Source organism: Pseudomonas sp. SK, assembly GCF_012975065.1.
Taxonomy (GTDB): domain Bacteria; phylum Pseudomonadota; class Gammaproteobacteria; order Pseudomonadales; family Pseudomonadaceae; genus Aquipseudomonas; species Aquipseudomonas anuradhapurensis.
In genome coordinates, this window is record NZ_CP051857.1 from 1,218,292 (window position 1) to 1,236,254 (window position 17,963).

Annotated in this window: 19 protein-coding genes; 15 read left to right on the plus strand and 4 right to left on the minus strand. The window is 65.3% G+C overall.

The genetic code is table 11. The annotated features are described in order from the left end of the window. The first annotated feature begins 174 nt into the window (after positions 1-174). From prfB to HG549_RS05655, 7 genes are all read left to right on the plus strand, one after another. Positions 175-1,270 (plus strand): peptide chain release factor 2 gene (gene prfB / locus HG549_RS05625; RefSeq protein ID WP_123084286.1). Its coding sequence is split into 2 segments (ribosomal slippage): positions 175-246 and positions 248-1,270, totalling 1,095 coding nucleotides; the frame shifts between segments, so codons are not numbered across the junction. Between the two features lie 93 nt (positions 1,271-1,363). Then, positions 1,364-2,866 carry a lysine--tRNA ligase gene (gene lysS, locus HG549_RS05630; protein WP_170028561.1) on the plus strand — a complete coding sequence of 501 codons (1,503 nt, stop codon included), beginning with the start codon at positions 1,364-1,366 and terminating at the stop codon, positions 2,864-2,866. A 194-nt stretch (positions 2,867-3,060) separates the two neighbouring features. Further along, positions 3,061-3,765 carry a TetR/AcrR family transcriptional regulator gene (locus tag HG549_RS05635; protein WP_170034060.1) on the plus strand — a complete coding sequence of 235 codons (705 nt, stop codon included), beginning with the start codon at positions 3,061-3,063 and terminating at the stop codon, positions 3,763-3,765. Positions 3,766-3,794: 29 nt separating this feature from the next. Continuing rightward, positions 3,795-4,343: a hypothetical protein gene (locus HG549_RS05640; protein ID WP_170028563.1), complete on the plus strand. Its 549-nt coding sequence runs from the start codon at positions 3,795-3,797 to the stop codon at positions 4,341-4,343. A gap of 139 nt (positions 4,344-4,482) precedes the next feature. Next, positions 4,483-5,760, plus strand: coding sequence for a flavohemoglobin expression-modulating QEGLA motif protein (locus HG549_RS05645; RefSeq protein WP_170028565.1), 1,278 nt, complete (start codon positions 4,483-4,485; stop codon positions 5,758-5,760). Continuing rightward, the gene (locus HG549_RS05650; protein WP_170028567.1) at positions 5,732-6,655 is read left to right on the plus strand and encodes an alpha/beta hydrolase; all 924 of its coding nucleotides are present in this window, start codon (positions 5,732-5,734) and stop codon (positions 6,653-6,655) included. Before HG549_RS05645 ends, HG549_RS05650 begins: the two co-directional genes overlap by 29 nt. After that, entirely contained in the window at positions 6,652-6,978 is a 327-nt protein-coding gene (locus tag HG549_RS05655; protein WP_170028569.1) for a hypothetical protein, read from the plus strand. Before HG549_RS05650 ends, HG549_RS05655 begins: the two co-directional genes overlap by 4 nt. Positions 6,979-7,156: 178 nt before the next feature. Here the strand turns inward: HG549_RS05655 and HG549_RS05660 are convergent, their stop codons facing one another. From HG549_RS05660 to HG549_RS05670, 3 genes are all read right to left on the minus strand, one after another. Beyond that, positions 7,157-7,948, minus strand: a complete 792-nt coding sequence (locus tag HG549_RS05660; RefSeq protein WP_170028571.1) for an OmpA family protein — start codon at positions 7,946-7,948, stop codon at positions 7,157-7,159. A gap of 50 nt (positions 7,949-7,998) precedes the next feature. After that, entirely contained in the window at positions 7,999-8,412 is a 414-nt protein-coding gene (locus HG549_RS05665; protein WP_170028573.1) for a DUF4398 domain-containing protein, read from the minus strand. Positions 8,413-8,683: 271 nt separating this feature from the next. Next, on the minus strand, positions 8,684-9,028 hold the full coding sequence (locus HG549_RS05670) for a pilin assembly protein (RefSeq protein ID WP_170028575.1): 345 nt from the start codon (positions 9,026-9,028) through the stop codon (positions 8,684-8,686). A 150-nt stretch (positions 9,029-9,178) separates the two neighbouring features. Between HG549_RS05670 and ppc the strand changes: the two genes are divergently transcribed. The 7 genes from ppc (at position 9,179) to HG549_RS05705 (ending at position 16,374) form a co-directional block, all read left to right on the plus strand. After that, entirely contained in the window at positions 9,179-11,806 is a 2,628-nt protein-coding gene (gene ppc, locus HG549_RS05675; RefSeq protein WP_170028577.1) for a phosphoenolpyruvate carboxylase, read from the plus strand. Positions 11,807-12,063: 257 nt separating this feature from the next. Further along, positions 12,064-12,714 carry an adenylate kinase gene (gene adk / locus HG549_RS05680; RefSeq protein WP_170028579.1) on the plus strand — a complete coding sequence of 217 codons (651 nt, stop codon included), beginning with the start codon at positions 12,064-12,066 and terminating at the stop codon, positions 12,712-12,714. A 143-nt stretch (positions 12,715-12,857) separates the two neighbouring features. Beyond that, complete coding sequence (tsaB, locus tag HG549_RS05685) at positions 12,858-13,532, plus strand: tRNA (adenosine(37)-N6)-threonylcarbamoyltransferase complex dimerization subunit type 1 TsaB (RefSeq protein ID WP_170028581.1); 675 nt, start codon at positions 12,858-12,860, stop codon at positions 13,530-13,532. A gap of 130 nt (positions 13,533-13,662) precedes the next feature. After that, positions 13,663-13,953 carry a hypothetical protein gene (locus HG549_RS05690; protein WP_170028583.1) on the plus strand — a complete coding sequence of 97 codons (291 nt, stop codon included), beginning with the start codon at positions 13,663-13,665 and terminating at the stop codon, positions 13,951-13,953. Between the two features lie 3 nt (positions 13,954-13,956). After that, positions 13,957-14,826 (plus strand): DUF72 domain-containing protein, encoded by an 870-nt coding sequence (locus HG549_RS05695; protein ID WP_170028585.1) that lies wholly within the window; start codon positions 13,957-13,959, stop codon positions 14,824-14,826. A 28-nt stretch (positions 14,827-14,854) separates the two neighbouring features. Beyond that, entirely contained in the window at positions 14,855-15,685 is an 831-nt protein-coding gene (locus HG549_RS05700) for an oxaloacetate decarboxylase (RefSeq protein ID WP_170028587.1), read from the plus strand. Further along, the gene (locus HG549_RS05705) at positions 15,685-16,374 is read left to right on the plus strand and encodes an extensin family protein (protein ID WP_170028589.1); all 690 of its coding nucleotides are present in this window, start codon (positions 15,685-15,687) and stop codon (positions 16,372-16,374) included. Before HG549_RS05700 ends, HG549_RS05705 begins: the two co-directional genes overlap by 1 nt. A gap of 10 nt (positions 16,375-16,384) precedes the next feature. On the opposite strand, the gene HG549_RS05710 is transcribed toward HG549_RS05705, so the two are convergent. After that, positions 16,385-17,005, minus strand: a complete 621-nt coding sequence (locus tag HG549_RS05710; protein WP_170028591.1) for an energy transducer TonB — start codon at positions 17,003-17,005, stop codon at positions 16,385-16,387. Between the two features lie 103 nt (positions 17,006-17,108). Here HG549_RS05710 and HG549_RS05715 point away from each other — a divergent pair, with 103 nt between their 5' ends. Then, a complete protein-coding gene (locus HG549_RS05715) occupies positions 17,109-17,885 on the plus strand; it encodes a class I SAM-dependent methyltransferase (protein WP_170034062.1) in 777 nt (258 codons plus the stop codon). The last annotated feature ends 78 nt before the right edge of the window (positions 17,886-17,963 follow it).

Genomic DNA, 17,963 nt, shown 5'->3' on the forward strand with positions numbered 1-17,963 from the left:
CGATATCTGCTGCAAAACTGAAATCCTTGGGCCGCTGAGCGCCCCATCGCGACACCAGGCCGCTGCTGCAACGATATTTGCGCCTATTCGGCTGCCCGGCGGGTCTGCCGCCCTGCGGCGGACTCGGTTATACTCGCAGGCTTTTCACCGAATTCGCACGAGAGCCGCCCGCCCATGGAAATCCAACCGATCCTGAACACCATCAAGGACCTCACCGAGCGTTCCCAGTCCATTCGGGGGTATCTTTGACTACGATCACAAGCATGACCGCCTGATCGAAGTCAACCGCGAACTGGAAGACCCCAACGTCTGGAACAAGCCCGAGTACGCCCAGGCCCTGGGCCGCGAACGGGCCATGCTGGCCCAGGTCGTCGAGACCCTGGACAAGCTGTCCGGCGGCCTGGCCGACTGCCAGGACCTGCTCGACATGGCCGTCGAGGAAAATGACGAAGGCGCCGTCGGCGACGTCGTGACCGAGCTGGAAGGCCTGGAAGAAAAACTGGCCCAGCTTGAGTTCCGTCGCATGTTCAGCGGCGAGATGGACATGAACAACGCCTACCTGGACATCCAGGCCGGCTCCGGTGGTACCGAGGCGCAGGACTGGGCCAACATCCTGCTGCGCATGTACCTGCGCTGGGCCGACAAGCGTGGTTTCGACGCCACCATCATCGAGCTTTCCGAGGGTGAAGTCGCCGGGATCAAGGGCGCCACCGTGCACGTCAAGGGCGAGTACGCCTTCGGCTGGCTGCGCACCGAAATCGGTGTGCACCGCCTGGTGCGCAAGAGCCCGTTCGACTCCGGTGCCCGTCGCCACACCTCGTTCTCGGCGGTATTCGTGTCGCCCGAGATCGACGACAAGGTCGAGATCGAGATCAACCCGGCCGACCTGCGCATCGACACCTACCGCTCCTCCGGTGCCGGTGGCCAGCACGTGAACACCACCGACTCGGCGGTACGTATCACCCACGTGCCGACCAACACCGTGGTGGCGTGCCAGAACGAACGCTCCCAGCACGCCAACAAGGACACCGCCATGAAAATGTTGCGGGCCAAGCTGTACGAGCTGGAAATGCAGAAGCGCAACGCCGCCTCGCAGGCGCTGGAAGACAGCAAGTCGGACATCGGCTGGGGCCACCAGATCCGCTCCTACGTGCTGGACGACTCGCGTATCAAGGACCTGCGCACCGGTGTCGAGCGCAGCGACTGCCAGAAGGTCCTGGACGGCGACCTCGACCAGTACCTGGAAGCGAGCCTCAAGCAGGGGCTGTAAACCGCACACAACTGCCGCGGTACCCGGCCTGGGGCCAGTACCGCGTGCCCTGCCCGACAGGGGCACCGAACACCTGATGGAAAGAATGACGAAATGAGCGACCTCAAGACCGACGTGCAAGACCTGCAACAGGAAGAAAACGCCCTGATCGCCCTGCGCAAGGAAAAGCTTGCCGCCGAGCGCGCCAAGGGCAATGCCTTCCCCAATGACTTCCGTCGCGACAGCTACTGCAACGACCTGCAGAAACAGTACGCGGACAAGACCAAGGAAGAACTGGAAGCTGCAGCGATTCCGGTCAAGGTCGCTGGTCGCATCATGCTCAACCGTGGCTCGTTCATGGTTATCCAGGACATGACCGGGCGCATCCAGGTCTATGTCAACCGCAAGACCCTGCCCGAAGAAACCCTGGCCGCGGTCAAGACCTGGGACCTGGGCGACATCATCAGCGCCGAAGGTACCCTGGCCCGTTCCGGCAAGGGCGACCTGTACGTCGAAATGACCAACGTGCGCCTGCTGACCAAGTCGCTGCGCCCGCTGCCCGACAAGCACCACGGCCTGACCGACACCGAGCAGCGCTACCGCCAGCGTTACGTCGACCTGATGGTCAACGAAGAAACCCGCCACACCTTCCGTGTGCGTTCGCAGGTGATCTCGCACATCCGCAAGTTCCTCATCGAGCGCGACTTCCTCGAAGTCGAGACGCCGATGCTGCAGACCATCCCTGGCGGTGCCGCGGCCAAGCCGTTCGAAACCCACCACAACGCCCTGGACATGGCCATGTTCCTGCGTATCGCGCCGGAGCTGTACCTCAAGCGACTGGTGGTTGGTGGCTTCGAAAAAGTCTTCGAGATCAACCGCAACTTCCGTAACGAAGGCGTTTCGACCCGGCACAACCCTGAGTTCACCATGCTCGAGTTCTACCAGGCCTACGCCGACTACCGCGACAACATGGACCTCACCGAGGAACTGTTCCGCGAACTGGCCCAGCTGGTACTGGGCAGCACCGACGTGCCGTACGGCGACAAGGTGTTCCACTTCGGCGAGCCGTTCGCCCGCCTGTCGGTGTTCGACTCCATCCTCAAGTACAACCCGGAACTGACCGCTGCCGACCTGCAGGACGTCGACCGTGCCCGCGAGATCGCCAAGAAGGCCGGCGCCAAGGTGCTGGGCCACGAAGGCCTGGGCAAGCTGCAGGTGATGATTTTCGAAGAGCTGGTCGAGCACAAGCTGGAGCAGCCGCACTTCATTACCGAGTACCCGTTCGAAGTGTCGCCGCTGGCCCGTCGCAACGATGACAACCCGGCGGTCACCGACCGTTTCGAGCTGTTCATCGGTGGCCGCGAGATCGCCAACGCCTATTCCGAGCTGAACGATGCCGAAGACCAGGCCGAGCGCTTCCTGGCCCAGGTGGCCGAGAAGGACGCCGGTGACGACGAAGCCATGCACTACGACGCCGATTTCGTACGTGCCCTGGAATACGGCATGCCGCCGACCGCAGGTGAAGGCATTGGTATCGACCGCCTGGTGATGTTGCTGACCAACTCGCCATCGATCCGCGACGTGATCCTGTTCCCGCACATGCGTCCGCAGGCCTGAGTGAATTGAATGAGCCGCCTTTCGAGGCGGCTTTTTCTTGCCTGAAGCTTTATGTTGTCAGTGCCGGCCTCTTCGCGGGCGCGCCCGCTCCCACAGCTCGTGACTGTTGTGGGGCCCCTGTGGGAGCGGGCGCGCCCGCGAAGAGGCCGGCACAGACGAAACACTGTCCATGAGGTACCCCCGTGACACCCGCAATGCCTCACCAGGGCGCCGCCGGCATCGCCACCGCCGTCGCCGAAAGCGTGCAATACCAGGGCCGCAAGACTGCCCGCCAAGGCAGCGAACAGCGCCGCCAGCTGATCCTCGACGCCGCCATGCGCATCGTCGTGCGCGATGGCGTGCGCGGGGTGCGCCACCGCGCCGTGGCCGCCGAGGCTGGCGTGCCATTGTCGGCCACCACCTATTACTTCAAGGATATCGAGGACCTGCTCACCGATACCTTCGCCCAATACGTCGAGCGCAGCGCCGCCTACATGGCCAAGCTGTGGGCCAACACCGAGGTGGTGTTGCGCCAGTTGCTCGCCCAGGGCGACGGCAGCCCGCAGGCGCGGGCACGGCTGGCCGACGAAGTGGCGCGCATGACCGCCGACTACGTGCAACGCCAGCTGTTGAATCGCCGCGACTACCTGATCGCCGAGCAGGCCTTCCGCCAGGAGGCGCTGCTGTGCCCGCGACTGGCCGAACTGGTGTGCGCCCACGACCAGATCCTGTTGCATGGCACCCGGCAATTGCTGCAAGTGGTCGGCTCTCGGCAACCGGAACAGGACGCCCAAATGTTGACGGCGATTATCGAGCAGATGGAATATCAGGGCCTGCTCAAGGACGCGAACGCGCAAGCCGATGGGCAGATGCTCGCTATGCTTACCCGATACCTGCAGCTGGTGCTGGCATCGGCGTGAGCCGAGACTGACTTTTCAAGGAGAACCGGATGAAAGCCTGGCGTGTGGTGCTGTTGACTCTGTCATTCCTGCTGCTGGGCGGTTGTCTGGTGACCTTCCACGAGCCGTTGCCCAGCAACCAGGCGGCGCCCAAGGCGCTGCTGGGCAAGTGGAGCAGCAAGGATGCCTGGGGCGAGCCGCTGAAGCTGGTGATCAGCCGCAGTGGCGGCGATGCCTACAAGGCGGTGGCCACGGCCAAGGGCAAGGCTCCCGAGGAATACGTGTTCACCGTGTCGCGCCACGGCAACCGCTGGTACCTGTCGGCTGGCGTGCCCAAGCGCCTGGGTGGCAACTTCCTGATCGGCGGTTTCGATATCGTCGATGGCAAGGAACTGGTGATCTACAACCTGGATGTCGAGCAGGTGCAGCAGGCGGTGGACAACAAGGAGCTGATCGGGCGCAGTACCGAAGTGCCGGAAGACAACGGTGACGGCGTGCTGATCGACAGCCCGGCGGCGCGGGTGCTGGCCTACCTGGACGACCCGGCCAACTCCGACCTGTTCGTCGAAGTGGCGCGGTTCCAGCGCTCGGGCAAGTAATTACCTGTGCCGGCCTCTTCGCGGGCTTGCCCGCTCCCACAGGTACAGCGCTGCTCTCGACTGTGGCGCCGTTCCTGTGGGAGCGGGCAAGCCCGCGAAGAGGCCGGCACAGGTTTCTTGTACTAGAAAGGAGTCCCCGGTGGACGAATACCAGCAAACCATCCGTGCCCTGTCCGACCGCATCGTCGCGGCACAGACCCCGATCCGGGTCCTGGACGCGGTGAAGTGGGACGACAACATTCGCCAGGGCTTCCTCAAGGCCAAGGGCAAGGAGCCGCCGGCGGTCGACCATGCCTACTACCAGTCGCGCCCGCTATCGTTCGATTCCAGTGCGGTCAAGGCCGAGTTCCAGGGCATCGAGCGCGACATCATCCGCCAGCTTGGCCAGTTCAACCCGGTCGGGCAGATCATGAAGCGCATGTGCCGCGAATACCGCATGGTGATCCGCATGCTCGAGGCGCGCGGCACCGAGGACTTCGGCCTGATTTCCCAGGAACTGTACGGCGCGGCCTCGGATGCCTTCCACGCCGGTGACCCGACCCTGGCCGACCTGGGCCTGATGCTGTCGGACTACCTGAACAACATCGATGGCCGTGGCGACCTCAAGGACGAACCGAAGAACCTCACTGCCAAGGAGGCCGTGGCCATTCTCCAGCGCCGGCTGAACACAGTGTTCGGCGAAGCGGAGGAAACCATCCGCGTGTTCGAGTCCGACGGTATCGTCGCGGACGCCGCGGCCGGGGCGGACTACATCAAGGTGCGTGCCGACGCCATGTTCAACGCCCGTGACGTACGCGCCCTGGAGGTGCACGAAGGGCTGGTGCACGTGGGCACCACGCTCAATGGCCTGAACCAGCCGATCTGCACCTTCCTGGCCAAGGGCCCACCCTCGTCGACGGTGACCCAGGAAGGCCTGGCCATCCTCATGGAAGTGATCGCCTTCGCGTCGTACCCCAGCCGCCTGCGCAAGCTCACCAACCGCACCCGCGCCATCCACATGGTCGAGGAGGGCGCCGATTTCATGCAGGTGTACGGCTTCTTCCGCGAGCAGGGCTTCGAAATGGCGCAAAGCTACAGCAACGCCAGCCGGGTATTCCGTGGCTCGGTGCCCAACGGCCTGCCATTCACCAAGGACTTGTCCTACCTCAAGGGCTTCATCATGGTTTACAACTACATTCAGTTGGCCGTGAAGAAGGGCAAGCTCGAACAGATCCCGCTGTTGTTCTGCGGCAAGACCACCCTGGAAGACATGCGCACCCTGCGCCAACTGGTCGAGGAGGGCCTGGTCGAGCCGCCCAAGTACCTGCCTGAACAGTTCCGTGACCTCAACGCGCTGTCAGCCTGGATGTGTTTCTCCAACTTCCTCAACCACCTGAGCCTGGACCGTATTGAAGCCGACTACGCGAACATTCTCTGAGCGCTGCCGCCTGCTGGCCCTGGGCTTGGCCGCACTGGCCGTGGCCGGTTGCAGCAGCTTGCTGTTCTATCCCGAGCCTGGCCAGCCGTTCACGCCGGAGCGGGCCAGGCTCGAGTACCGCGATGTCACCCTGACCACGGCCGACGGTATCCGCTTGCACGGTTGGTGGTTGCCGGCCAAGGCCGGGGTCGCGGTCAAGGGCACGGTGCTGCACCTGCATGGCAACGGTGGCAACCTGCCGGGGCACCTGGGCGGCAGCTACTGGCTGCCGGAGCAGGGCTACCAGGTGCTGATGATCGACTATCGCGGCTATGGCCTGTCCCAGGGCGAGCCGAGCCTGCCTGAGGTGTACCAGGACATTGCGGCGGCCATGGCCTGGCTGGACCAGGCGCCCGAGGTCAAGGGCAAGCCGCTGGTGCTGCTGGGGCAGAGCCTTGGCGGGGCGATAGCCATCCACTATCTGGCGGCGCACCCCGAGCAGCGCCAGCGCTTCAGCGCCCTGGTGTTCGACGGGGTGCCGGCCAGCTATCGCGCGGTGGGGCGCTTTGCCCTTGGCACTTCCTGGATGACCTGGCCGTTGCAGGTGCCGCTGTCGTGGCTGGTGCCGGATGGCGACAGCGCGATCCACTCGATCGAGCAGCTGAGCAGCCCGCCCAAGCTGTTCTTCCACAGTATCGACGACACCCTGGTGCCGCTGGACAACGGCATTCGCCTGTACCAGCACGCGCCACCGCCACGGGTGCTGCAACTGACCCGCGGCGGCCACGTGCAGACCTTCGCCGACCCGACCTGGCGCCAGGTGATGCTGCGTTTCCTCGACGACCCTGCCCATTTCAACGGCCTGCGGCGGCTGGCCGAAGTGCCCAACTACCCTGACGAGAAAAACAAGCAATGAGTGAAGAACGCAACGCCATCCCGCTGATCCTGACCGGCATCGGCAGCATCATCGTGACGGTGGGGGCCCTGTGGTATTACGGTTACCTGCATTTCGCCAAGCCCGAAGATGCCCTGTTGCTGCAGGACTTCACCATGCTCAAGACCGTCCCCGGCGAGGACTACAAGGTTTCGCTGGACCCGGCAGCGCAGGTGGCGCAGTGCGTGGACGGGGTGCTGGTGCTGTTCGACACCCAGCAGAAAGGCCTGACCGGCGTGCTGGTCGACAACCGCAAGCGCGCGGTGCGTTGCATGGGCGAAGAAACCCCGCAGCAGGTGCAGTGATCCTCGATCTTCATTGCCTGTGCTGGCCTCTTCGCGGGCACGCCCGCTCCCACTGGGATCGCGCAAAGCTCGAAACTGGCGCCGTACCTGTGGGAGCGGGCGTGCCCGCGAACAGGCCAGTTCAGGCAAAAGAAAGCCCCGCTTCGATCGCGGGGCTTTTCAGTTCAGCCAGCCAGCCTTACTGCTGCACCTGGCTCACCGAACGCGGGGCCACCGGCTGGTTGTCGTTGGAGATGGTCACCTCCACCCGACGGTTCTGCGCACGCCCCGAGTTGCTCGAGTTGTCCGCTACCGGGTACTCCTTGCCATAACCCTGGGAAACGATGCGCGCCGGGTCGACGCCGGCACGCACCAGCGCCATGCGCACGCTGTTGGCGCGGCGTTCGGACAGGCTCTGGTTATAGCTGGCCGAGCCAACGCTGTCGGTATACCCCTCGACAATCACCTTGCGCTCCGGGTTTTCCTGGAGGAACTGCGCCAGCTTGGTGATGTTCGGGTAGGCGTTGCTCTTGAGTTCGGCCTTGTTGAAGTCGAACAGCACGTCGCCGAAGGTGACCAGGGTGCCGCGATCGGTCTGCTTGGCGTTGAGGCTTTCCTGCAGCTTGGCGATCTGCGCATCGCGGGCATCCAGCTTGGCCTGGGCACGCTGCGCCGAGGCGTTCTTCAGCTCACCTTCGGCAGTACGCAGGGCGATGGTCTGCTTGGCCACCTCGACGCGCTGGTTGGTCAGGTAGGCCAGCTGGTCGACCTTCTGCTCGTCTTCACGCTCCATGTAGGCCTTGTCGGCCTTGTTCAGCCAATCCTGGGCGTCCTTGGTTTCCAGCGCCGCGACCTTGCTCGACTGTGGGTCGCTCTGCAGCGCGGAGAAGTTGCTGCGGGCCGCTTCCAGGTTGGCATTCGGGTCGTGCGAGCAGGCAGCGAGGCCGACGCTCAGGGCCAGCAGGGCGGGAATCATGACGTGGTTGCGCATAGTGTTCATCCTTTGATCGTGTGCGAAGGCAGAGGTTGGCGGGGCAGGGCTCACTGAGCGCTGCGCAGGCCTTCCTCACGTACGTCCTGAACGCCCTGGCGGGCATCCTGCACGGCCTTCTGGGCCTTGGCCGCCTGTGCCTTGCGTTCGGCGAGGCGGGCGTCCCACTCGGCCTGCTCGGCCAGGCGCTTGGCTTCGTCGTACTTCTTGTCGTGCATGGCGATTTCGGCCTGCTTGAACTTGTCCTGGGCCGCCTTCATTTCCACGGCGGCGAACTCGGTGCCGCCAGCGCTGACGGCAGCGTTCACGGCAGACTGGGTCACCGCATACTGCTCGGTCGGCGGGTTGCCTGCACAGCCGGCCAGGACCAGGCTACTGCCCAGGGCCAGCGCGGCCAGCCTGAACCCGCGCACCTGCGTGGATGACGGTTTGCTAATGCGGGATTTGTTGATGGTCAGTTCCATTGGATCACTCCTGTTTACGACGTTGTCCGTAGCAGTCCATCGCTATTCCCTCACCTCCGCGCGCTTCAGCTCAACGGTGCACAACGCCGGTGTGCAGGGTTTTAGCGTGATGGCTATTGGCTGTGACTGAGTCGTTTTTCGGATAGTTCAGAAAAAAGTGCCGTTTTCAGGCAACTATTTCTGACTGATCGGTCAGCGCGGGTGTGACCGGAACTTTCTGTTGCGGCCGCAGTTTCCCGGGCCTGAGCAGGCCCGGAACAGGCTGCAGGGGTTATTTTTCACTGTCGTCCGCAGGGTTGCTCAGGTTGTGCAGATGCTGCCGTGACAGGGAAAGGAAACGCGGGGTAGGGCCGATGTCTTCGTACAACGGGTCGCCTTCTTCGTCGGTGGCGATGACCTGGCGGCCTTGCACGTAGGGGAAGCTGGCTTCCAGCTCTTCGAGGGCGGCAGCGACCAGTTCACCGAGCAGTTCCTCTGCGGTGCGCTTGGGGTACATGTCGATCAGCGCGGCCAGGCGCGCTTCGGATTCCAGGTCCAGGTGCAGGACATGGCCGGTGCGGCTGAGGGGGCCGGCGGCATTCTGTTCCCAGTGCTGGGCAAGTTCACGGATTTTCATGATGGCCTCTGTTTACGCCTGCTGGTGTGCATGGCATGGGAGTGCTGTGCTTTCACTTTAGTTTGCTTTGTCCGACCACGGCTTGCCATTGCCGCCCGGCTGTGGGCACTCTTCGGCAGAGGTGCCCACAGCTGCGGCGGAGAAAGGCCAATGACCGATATCGATGTGCGTTTGCGAGAAGATGTCCATGTGCTGGGTGAGCTGCTTGGCGAAACCATTCGCCAGCAGCATGGCGAGGCGTTCCTGCAGAAGATCGAGGACATCCGCCACAGTGCCAAGGCCGACCGCCGCGGCGCTGCCGAACAACTGAGTTCGACCCTGGCCGACCTGGCCGAAGAAGACCTGTTGCCGGTGGCCAGGGCCTTCAACCAGTTTCTCAACCTGGCCAACATGGCCGAGCAGTACCAGCTGATCCGCCGCCGTGATGCCGATCAACCCGAGCCGTTCGAGGCCCGGGTGCTGCCGGAGTTGCTGGCGCGCCTGAAACAGGCGGGCCACAGTGACGATGCCCTGGCCCGGCAGTTGGCCAAGCTTGATATCCAGCTGGTGCTCACCGCGCACCCCACCGAAGTGGCGCGCCGCACCCTGATCCAGAAGTACGACGCCATTGCCGGCCAATTGGCCGCCCAGGACCACCGCGACCTGACCGCAGGCGAACGCCAGCAGGTGCGCGAGCGCCTGCGTCGGCTGATCGCCGAAGCCTGGCACACCGAGGAAATCCGCCGCACCCGGCCAACACCGGTAGACGAGGCCAAGTGGGGCTTCGCGGTGATCGAGCATTCACTCTGGCACGCCATCCCCAGCCACCTGCGCAAGGTCGACAAGGCCCTGCTGGAGGCCACCGGCCTGCGCCTGCCGCTGGAAGCCGCGCCGATCCGCTTCGCCTCGTGGATGGGCGGCGACCGCGATGGCAACCCCAACGTGACCGCAGCGGTCACCCGCGAGGTGCTGTTGCTGGCGCGCTGGATGGCTGCCGACCTGTTCCTGCGCGACATCGATGCACTGGCCTCGGAGTTGTCCATGCAGCAGGCCAATGCGGCGCTGCGCGAGCGGGTCGGCGACAGCGCCGAACCCTACCGGGCCGTGCTCAAGCAACTGCGCGAGCGCCTGCGGGCAACCCGGGCCTGGGCGCATGCGGCATTGGCCGGCAGCCAGCCGGCCGGTGCCGACGTGCTGGTGGACAACCGCGAGCTGATCGCACCGCTGGAGCTGTGCTACCAGTCCCTGCACGAATGCGGCATGGGCGTGATTGCCGAAGGCCCGCTGCTCGACTGCCTGCGCCGCGCGGTTACCTTCGGCCTGTTCCTCGGCCGCCTGGACGTGCGCCAGGACGCCGCCCGCCACCGTGATGCGCTGAGCGAAATAACCGACTACCTGGGCCTGGGCCGCTATGCCGACTGGGATGAAGAGCAGCGCATTGGGTTTCTCCAGGCCGAGCTGAACAACCGCCGGCCACTGCTGCCGGCACATTTCCGGCCGCAGGCGGATACCGCCGAGGTGTTGGCCACCTGCCGGGAAATCGCCGCTGCGCCGGCGGCCTCGCTGGGCTCCTACGTCATCTCGATGGCGGGTGCCGCCTCGGATGTGCTGGCAGTACAACTGCTGCTCAAGGAGGCCGGCCTCACCCGGCCCATGCGCGTGGTGCCGTTGTTCGAGACCCTGGCCGACCTCGACAACGCCGGCCCGGTGATGCAGCGCCTGCTTGGCCTGCCGGGCTATCGCGCCGGGTTGCGCGGGCCCCAGGAAGTGATGATCGGCTATTCCGACTCGGCCAAGGACGCCGGTACCACCGCCGCGGCCTGGGCGCAGTACCGGGCCCAGGAAGAGCTGGTGCGCATCTGTACCGAGCACCAGGTCGAGCTGTTGCTGTTCCATGGCCGCGGCGGCACGGTTGGCCGCGGCGGTGGCCCGGCCCATGCGGCCATCCTGTCGCAGCCGCCGGGGTCGGTGGCGGGGCGTTTCCGCACCACCGAGCAGGGCGAGATGATCCGCTTCAAGTTCGGTTTGCCGGGCATCGCCGAGCAGAACCTCAACCTGTACCTGGCCGCCGTGCTCGAAGCCACCTTGTTGCCACCGCCGCCGCCGCAGCCGGCCTGGCGCGAGGTGATGGACCAGCTGGCCGCCGATGGGGTCAAGGCCTACCGCAGCGTGGTGCGTGACAACCCCGACTTCGTCGAATACTTCCGCCAGGCGACGCCGGAGCAGGAACTCGGGCGCCTGCCGCTGGGTAGCCGCCCGGCCAAGCGTCGTGCCGGTGGCATCGAAAGCCTGCGGGCGATCCCGTGGATCTTCGGCTGGACCCAGACCCGCCTGATGCTGCCGGCCTGGCTGGGCTGGGAAACCGCGCTGAGCAACGCCCTGGCCCGCGGGCAGGGCGAACTGCTGGCGCAGATGCGCGAGCAATGGCCGTTCTTCCGCACCCGCATCGACATGCTCGAGATGGTTCTGGCCAAGGCCGATGCGCAGATCGCCGAAGCCTACGACGAACGTCTAGTGCAACCGCACTTGCTGCCGTTGGGCGCGCACCTGCGCGACCTATTGTCGCAGTCGTGCCAGGTGGTGCTCGGCCTGACGGGGCAGCCGGTGCTACTGGCGCACAGCCCCGAGACGCTGGAATTCATCCGCCTGCGCAACACCTACCTGGACCCGCTGCACCGCCTGCAGGCCGAGTTGCTGGCCCGCTCGCGCAGCCGCGAAGCCGCTCTGGACAGCCCGTTGGAGCAGGCCTTGCTGGTCACGGTGGCGGGCATCGCGGCGGGCCTGCGCAATACCGGCTGAGGGCCGGCGCAGGGTATCCCAGGGCAATGCCAGGCATGCCATGCAACTGCACGAGGAGGGCGGTTGCGCCGGGCGCAACCGCCAGCCAGGCAAGCCGTAGGTGGCGCATTCCTGCAACTTTGGGACGCTTGTCTGGCTGCCGGGCGCTGTGTATCTTGAGCAGCCTTCTGACCGATTTATGGTCATACCCGATTTTCCGGACTTGGCCCTGGTCGCCGAATCCATTGAATTTCATAAAAAAATTTGAGGAGCACGAGATGCGCGTAATTCTGCTGGGAGCTCCCGGGGCCGGTAAAGGTACTCAGGCAAAGTTCATCACCGAAAAGTTCGGTATCCCCCAGATTTCCACCGGTGACATGCTGCGTGCCGCCGTCAAGGCCGGTACCCCGCTGGGCCTGGAACTGAAGAAAGTCATGGATGCCGGTCAGCTGGTCTCCGACGAGTTGATCATCAGCCTGGTCAAGGAGCGCATCGCCCAGCCTGATTGCGCCAAGGGCTGCCTGTTCGACGGCTTCCCACGTACCATCCCGCAGGCCGAAGCCATGGTCGCTGCCGGTGTCGACATCGACGCCGTGGTCGAAATCGCCGTGGACGACGAGGAAATCGTCGGCCGCATGGCTGGCCGTCGCGTGCACCTGGCCTCGGGCCGCACCTACCACATTCAGTACAACCCGCCGAAGGTGGAAGGCAAGGACGACGAGACTGGCGAAGAGCTGATCCAGCGCGACGACGACAAGGAAGAAACCGTTCGCCATCGCCTGTCGGTCTACCACAGCCAGACCAAGCCGCTGGTGGACTTCTACCAGAAGCTGTCGGCTGCCAATGGTGGCAAGCCGAAGTACAGCCACATCGAAGGCGTCGGTTCGGTCGAAGCCATCACCGCCAAGGTCCTGGCAGCCCTGAGCTGATCAGCGCCTGACGCACCCGACCACGGCCCGCTTGCGGGCCGTGGTCGTTTTCGGCTGAGGCCGCACGGCGGCCCTTTAGGGACACGACGCCGCCACTGTTCTATACTGCCGCTCTTTTTTCTTCGCACCTGGATACCTGTTCGATGACCACCCTGCTGGCCCTGGATACCGCCACCGAAGCCTGTTCCGTCGCGCTGCTGCATGACGGCAAGGTAACCAGCCATTACGAGGTGATCCCGCGCATGCATGCGCAGAAGCTGCTGCCGATGATCAAGCAGTTGCTGGCTGACGCTGGCGTGGCCCTGAATGCGCTGGATGCCATCGCCTTTGGCCGCGGCCCGGGTGCGTTCACCGGTGTGCGTATTGCCATTGGCGTGGTCCAGGGCCTGGCCTTCGCCCTGCAGCGCCCGGTGTTGCCGGTATCCAACCTGGCCGCCCTGGCCCAGGGCGCCTTGCGTGAGCAAGGCGTGCAGCAGGTGGCTGCCGCCATCGATGCGCGCATGGACGAGGTGTACTGGGGGTGCTACCAGGCCACGGCGGGCGAAATGCGCCTGGTCGGCCACGAAGCGGTGTTGCCACCCGAACAGGTGGCGCTGCCGGCGGGCAGCACTGGCGAGTGGTTCGGTGCCGGTACCGGCTGGGGCTATGCCGAGCGCCTGGCAGTGCAAGTGGCGGCGAGCAATGCCGGTGCCTTGCCCAATGCCGTGGATATCCTCAGCCTGGCCAGCTTCGCCTGGGCGCGCGGGGAGGCGATCGCCGCCGACCAGGCGCAACCGGTGTACCTGCGCGACAACGTGGCGACGCCAAAAAAAATCTGAGTGCTGTTCGTCGGTTAGCGCCGACAGCCGAAAACCTTTTGCGCGATCTGTGGTCCAGTTATCACTCGAGCATTAGCGATGGATTCCTGATGCTGCTAAATTGCCATCATCGATCCTGAGTGCTGATGCCATGCGTATCGACGGTTTTACCCCGCAGTCCTACCCGCTCAAGCGCACGCCACGCAAGGCTGCAGTGCGTGACGAGGCCATCGAAGACGCCGAGCTGGTCGAGGAGGCAGAAGCCACCCCGCAGGACGCCACTGCACGCCGCCGTAGCGGTGGCCTGCCGGCCCGCCAGCAGGACATGATCTTCCCCCGTGCCCGCGACCGTCGCACCGCCACGGCGCTGGCCAGCTACCTGAGCACTGCCGGTTTTACCGACTGGGACATGGATGTACTGGGGCTGGACCTGTACATTTGAGGGATGACGCCATCCCCCCTGCCTTATTTTCTCGGTTGTCCGTCCTGGAGCGAAAACGCCTGGCGCGACTACCTGTACCCCGCCGACGCCAACAGCAATGAAATGCTTGGCTTCTACAGCCAGGTGTTCAACGCGGTCGAGGGCAATACCACGTTCTATGCACGCCCGGCCCCCGGCACCATCGCCCGCTGGGCGCAGGTCATGCCCGCACATTTTCGCTTCACCGCCAAGTTTCCCCGGGATATCAGCCACGCCAGCGACCTGCGTGAGCAACTTGAGCCTGCCTGCGACTTCACCCGCCTGATGGCCCCGTTGGGCCAGCGTGTATCGCCGTACTGGCTGCAGTTGCCAGCGCAGTTCGGCCCCGCACGGCTGGCTGAGCTTTGCCAGTTTCTCGATCAGGCTGGGGTGCCGATGGCGGTGGAAGTGCGCAACCAGGCCTTCTTTGCCAAAGGTGAAGAAGAGCGGCTGCTCAACCGCCTGCTGCACGAGCGTGGCGTGGAGCGCATCTGCCTGGACCCGCGTGCGCTGTTCAGTTGCACCTCGCGCGACCCGGCAGTACTGCACGCGCAGGCGAAAAAGCCCAAGGTACCGCCACGCCCCGCAGCGTTCAGCCAGCACCCCCAGGTGCGCTTCATCGGCCATCCGCAGCTGGAGGCCAACGAGGCGTTTCTCACCCCCTGGGTGGACAAGGTGGCCAGCTGGATCGAGGAGGGCCGCAGCCCCTACGTGTTCCTGCACACGTCGGACAACCGCCTGGCTGCTGCCCTGGCCCAGCATTTTCACCAGCGCCTGATGCGCCGCCTGCCAGGCCTTGCCGCGCTACCGGAATTGCCGCGTGCGCCCGAGGTCGAACAACTGGGGCTACTATGAGCACTCCCTGACTGCCGGAGGTTGAACCATGGATGTGCAAACCCTGCGAGCCGAAGCCTTCAAGGCTTTGCATGAGCGTGACAGCGCTTTCGTCATCCCCAACCCCTGGGATGCCGGCTCTGCCAAGCTGCTGGCCAGCCTGGGCTTCGAAGCGCTGGCGACCACCAGTGCCGGCCTGGCTTTCAGCCTGGGCCGGCCCGACGCCGAAGGCGCCTTGAGCCTGGACGATACGCTCGGCAATGCCGGCGAAATCGTCGACGCCACGGCATTGCCAGTGGCGGCGGACCTTGAAAACGGCTTCGGCGACCTGCCGGAAGATTGCGCCCAGGCCATTCTGCGCGCTGCCGAAGTGGGCCTGGTGGGCGGCTCCATCGAAGATGCCAGTGGCCGTGGCGATATGCCGATCTATGACCTCGGGCTGGCAGTAGAACGTGTGCGCGCAGCCGCGCAAGCCGCGCGTAGCCTGCCGTTCCCGTTCACCCTGTGCGCCCGCGCCGAGAACCTGTTGCACGGCCGCCTGGACCTGGACGACACCATCCGGCGCCTGCAGGCCTATGCCGAAGCCGGCGCCGATGTGCTCTATGCGCCCGGGCTGCGCACTGTCGAGGAAATCCGTGCGGTGGTGCAAGCCGTTGCGCCACGGCCGGTGAACGTGCTGATGGGCATGCCAGGCGTGCCGCTGAGCGTCAACCAGCTGCAGGACCTGGGCGTGCGCCGTATCAGTGTCGGCTCGTCGCTGGCCCGCGCCGCGCTGGGGGCGTTCCACCGGGCCGCGCTGGAAATTCGCCAAGAGGGCACGTTCGCCTACGGTGAGCAGGCATTGCCGTTCGCCCAGCTCAACGAGCTGTTCCGCCGCTGATGCGGGCAGCGCTGGCGCTGCTGGTCGGCCTGCTGGCGCTGGTCGGGCTGGCCTGGCAGTTGGGCTGGCGGCTACCGTCGGTGTGGAACCCCTGGGCTCCGCTGGACGTGCGCCAGCCGCCCAACCTGCTGACCCCGTACAAGCTGTCACGCCTGCGGGATGACCCGCTGCTGTGTCGCCAGGCGCTGGCAACCAGCCGCCTGCGCTACCGCGCGCAAGCCGACAGCCCACCGTCGGCCGACTGCCCGTTGCACAACGTATGGCGCATCGAAGGCGGCCAGGCGCGGCTCAGTAGCAGCTTCCTCGCCAGTTGCCCGCTGGCAGTGGCCTACGCGCTGTTCGAGCAGCACGGCTTGCAACCGGTGGCGCAGCGGGTGTTGGGCCAGCCGGTGACGCAGGTCGATCACCTGGGCAGTTTCGCCTGTCGCAACCTTTACCATCGCAAGCAGGGCAGCCTGAGCCAGCACGCCACGGCCAACGCCCTGGATATCAGCGGTTTTCGCCTGCAGAACGGTCAGCGTATCGTGCTGGCGCGTGACTGGCAGGCGGGCGGGCGCAAGGCGGACTTCCTCCGCCAGCTACAGCAGGCGGCCTGCGACAGTTTCAGCACGGTATTGGGGCCAGACTACAACGCGGCGCATCGTGACCACTTTCACCTGGACATGGGGCGCTGGCAGGTGTGCCGTTAGCCTCGGGCGTTCAGGCGTGCACGCGCACGTTGTTCAGCACCACCGGGCGCGCCCAGTGCAGGTCGAACGCCAGGTCGGTCTGCTGCTTGGCCAGGGTGCTGTCGTCGAACGGTTCGGGCGCCGGGTCCAGCAGGTCGGTCTCGAATTCGGCGATGGGCAGGAACAACGGCCGCGGGGCAGGGCCCGGGCCTGGCTCGGCAAGCGGCTGGCCCTGGCTCATCACCACCGGGCGTAGCCAGCTGTTGCTGATATCCAGCTGACGCTGCTGCTCGATCAGTTCGACCGCGCTGAACGGCTCGGGGGCAGGCGGCAGCAGGTTGGCTTCGAGTTCGGCCTTGGGCAGGAACAACGGCTCGGGCGGTGCCACCACGGTGTCATGCACCGGGCAGGCCCGCTGGGCGTCGATCAGCGCCAGGGCGCGGGCGCCACCGATGGGTTCGCCGCTGTCCTGGTCGTAGCGGACGAACGACTGGCTGACGCTATCCGCTGGCTCTTCCTGCTGCTCGGCCATGGCCCGGGCAAAAAAATCCTGCCACAGGTGGCTGACGCCCCCGAGTGCCTGGGTATTGTGCTGACTGTAGTTGCCGACAGGCGACAGGTAGGTCAGGCCGATGGGAAGAGTATCTGTCATGGCAGTCGCGCGCGTTGTGCTCTGGCAGAATAGCGGAATATTGCCTGTATCGGCCGTGATGGCCGATACCTTAATGGCTGGGTTCAATTTTCAGGTGTGAATGATGGAAGAGCAGGGCACAGGTATCCGGGTCGAGGCACTGTCGGCGGAATTCGAGGCGCAAGCTGCGGCGTGGGCCGAACGCCTCGGCTTGCCGCTGCACGACGAGGCCGCCGGCTTTGCCGTGCAGGTCGGCGTCGATGGCCTGCAGATCCAGCAGTTGGGCCCGCAGGCCCCGGGCCCGGTACGGGTGGACTTCGTCGAGGGCCAGGCTGCGCACCGGCGCCAGTTTGGCGGTGGCACCGGGCAGATGATCGCCAAGGCCGTGGGTATTGCCCAGGGGGTACGGCCGCAGGTGCTCGATGCCACGGCCGGTCTGGGCAAGGACGCCTTCGTGCTGGCCAGCCTGGGTTGCCAGATGACCCTGATCGAACGCCAGCCACTGGTTGCCGCGCTGCTGGAGGACGGCCTGGCGCGGGCCCGGGCCGATGAAGAGGTGGCGCCGATCGTCGGCCGTATGCGCCTGCTGACTGGCAATGCCATCGAGCGCATGCGTGCCTGGGAAGGGGAGGCGCCGCAGGTGATCTACCTCGACCCGATGTTCCCGCACCGCGACAAGAGCGCCTTGGTGAAGAAGGAAATGCGCGTGTTCCGGCCACTGGTAGGCGACGACCTGGACGCCCCGGCCCTGCTCGAAGCGGCCCTGGCACTGGCCAGCCACCGGGTGGTGGTGAAGCGCCCGCGCAAGGCGCCGATCATCGACGGGCCGAAGCCGAGCCACAGCCTGGAGGGTAAGTCGAGCCGGTACGACATTTACCCGAAGAAGGCGCTGAAGGCCTGAACCCAAGGGTGGCAATACCCCTGTAGGCGCGGCCTTGCGTCGCGATGGGGCGCGCAGCGGCCCCCCGCCTACAGCTTC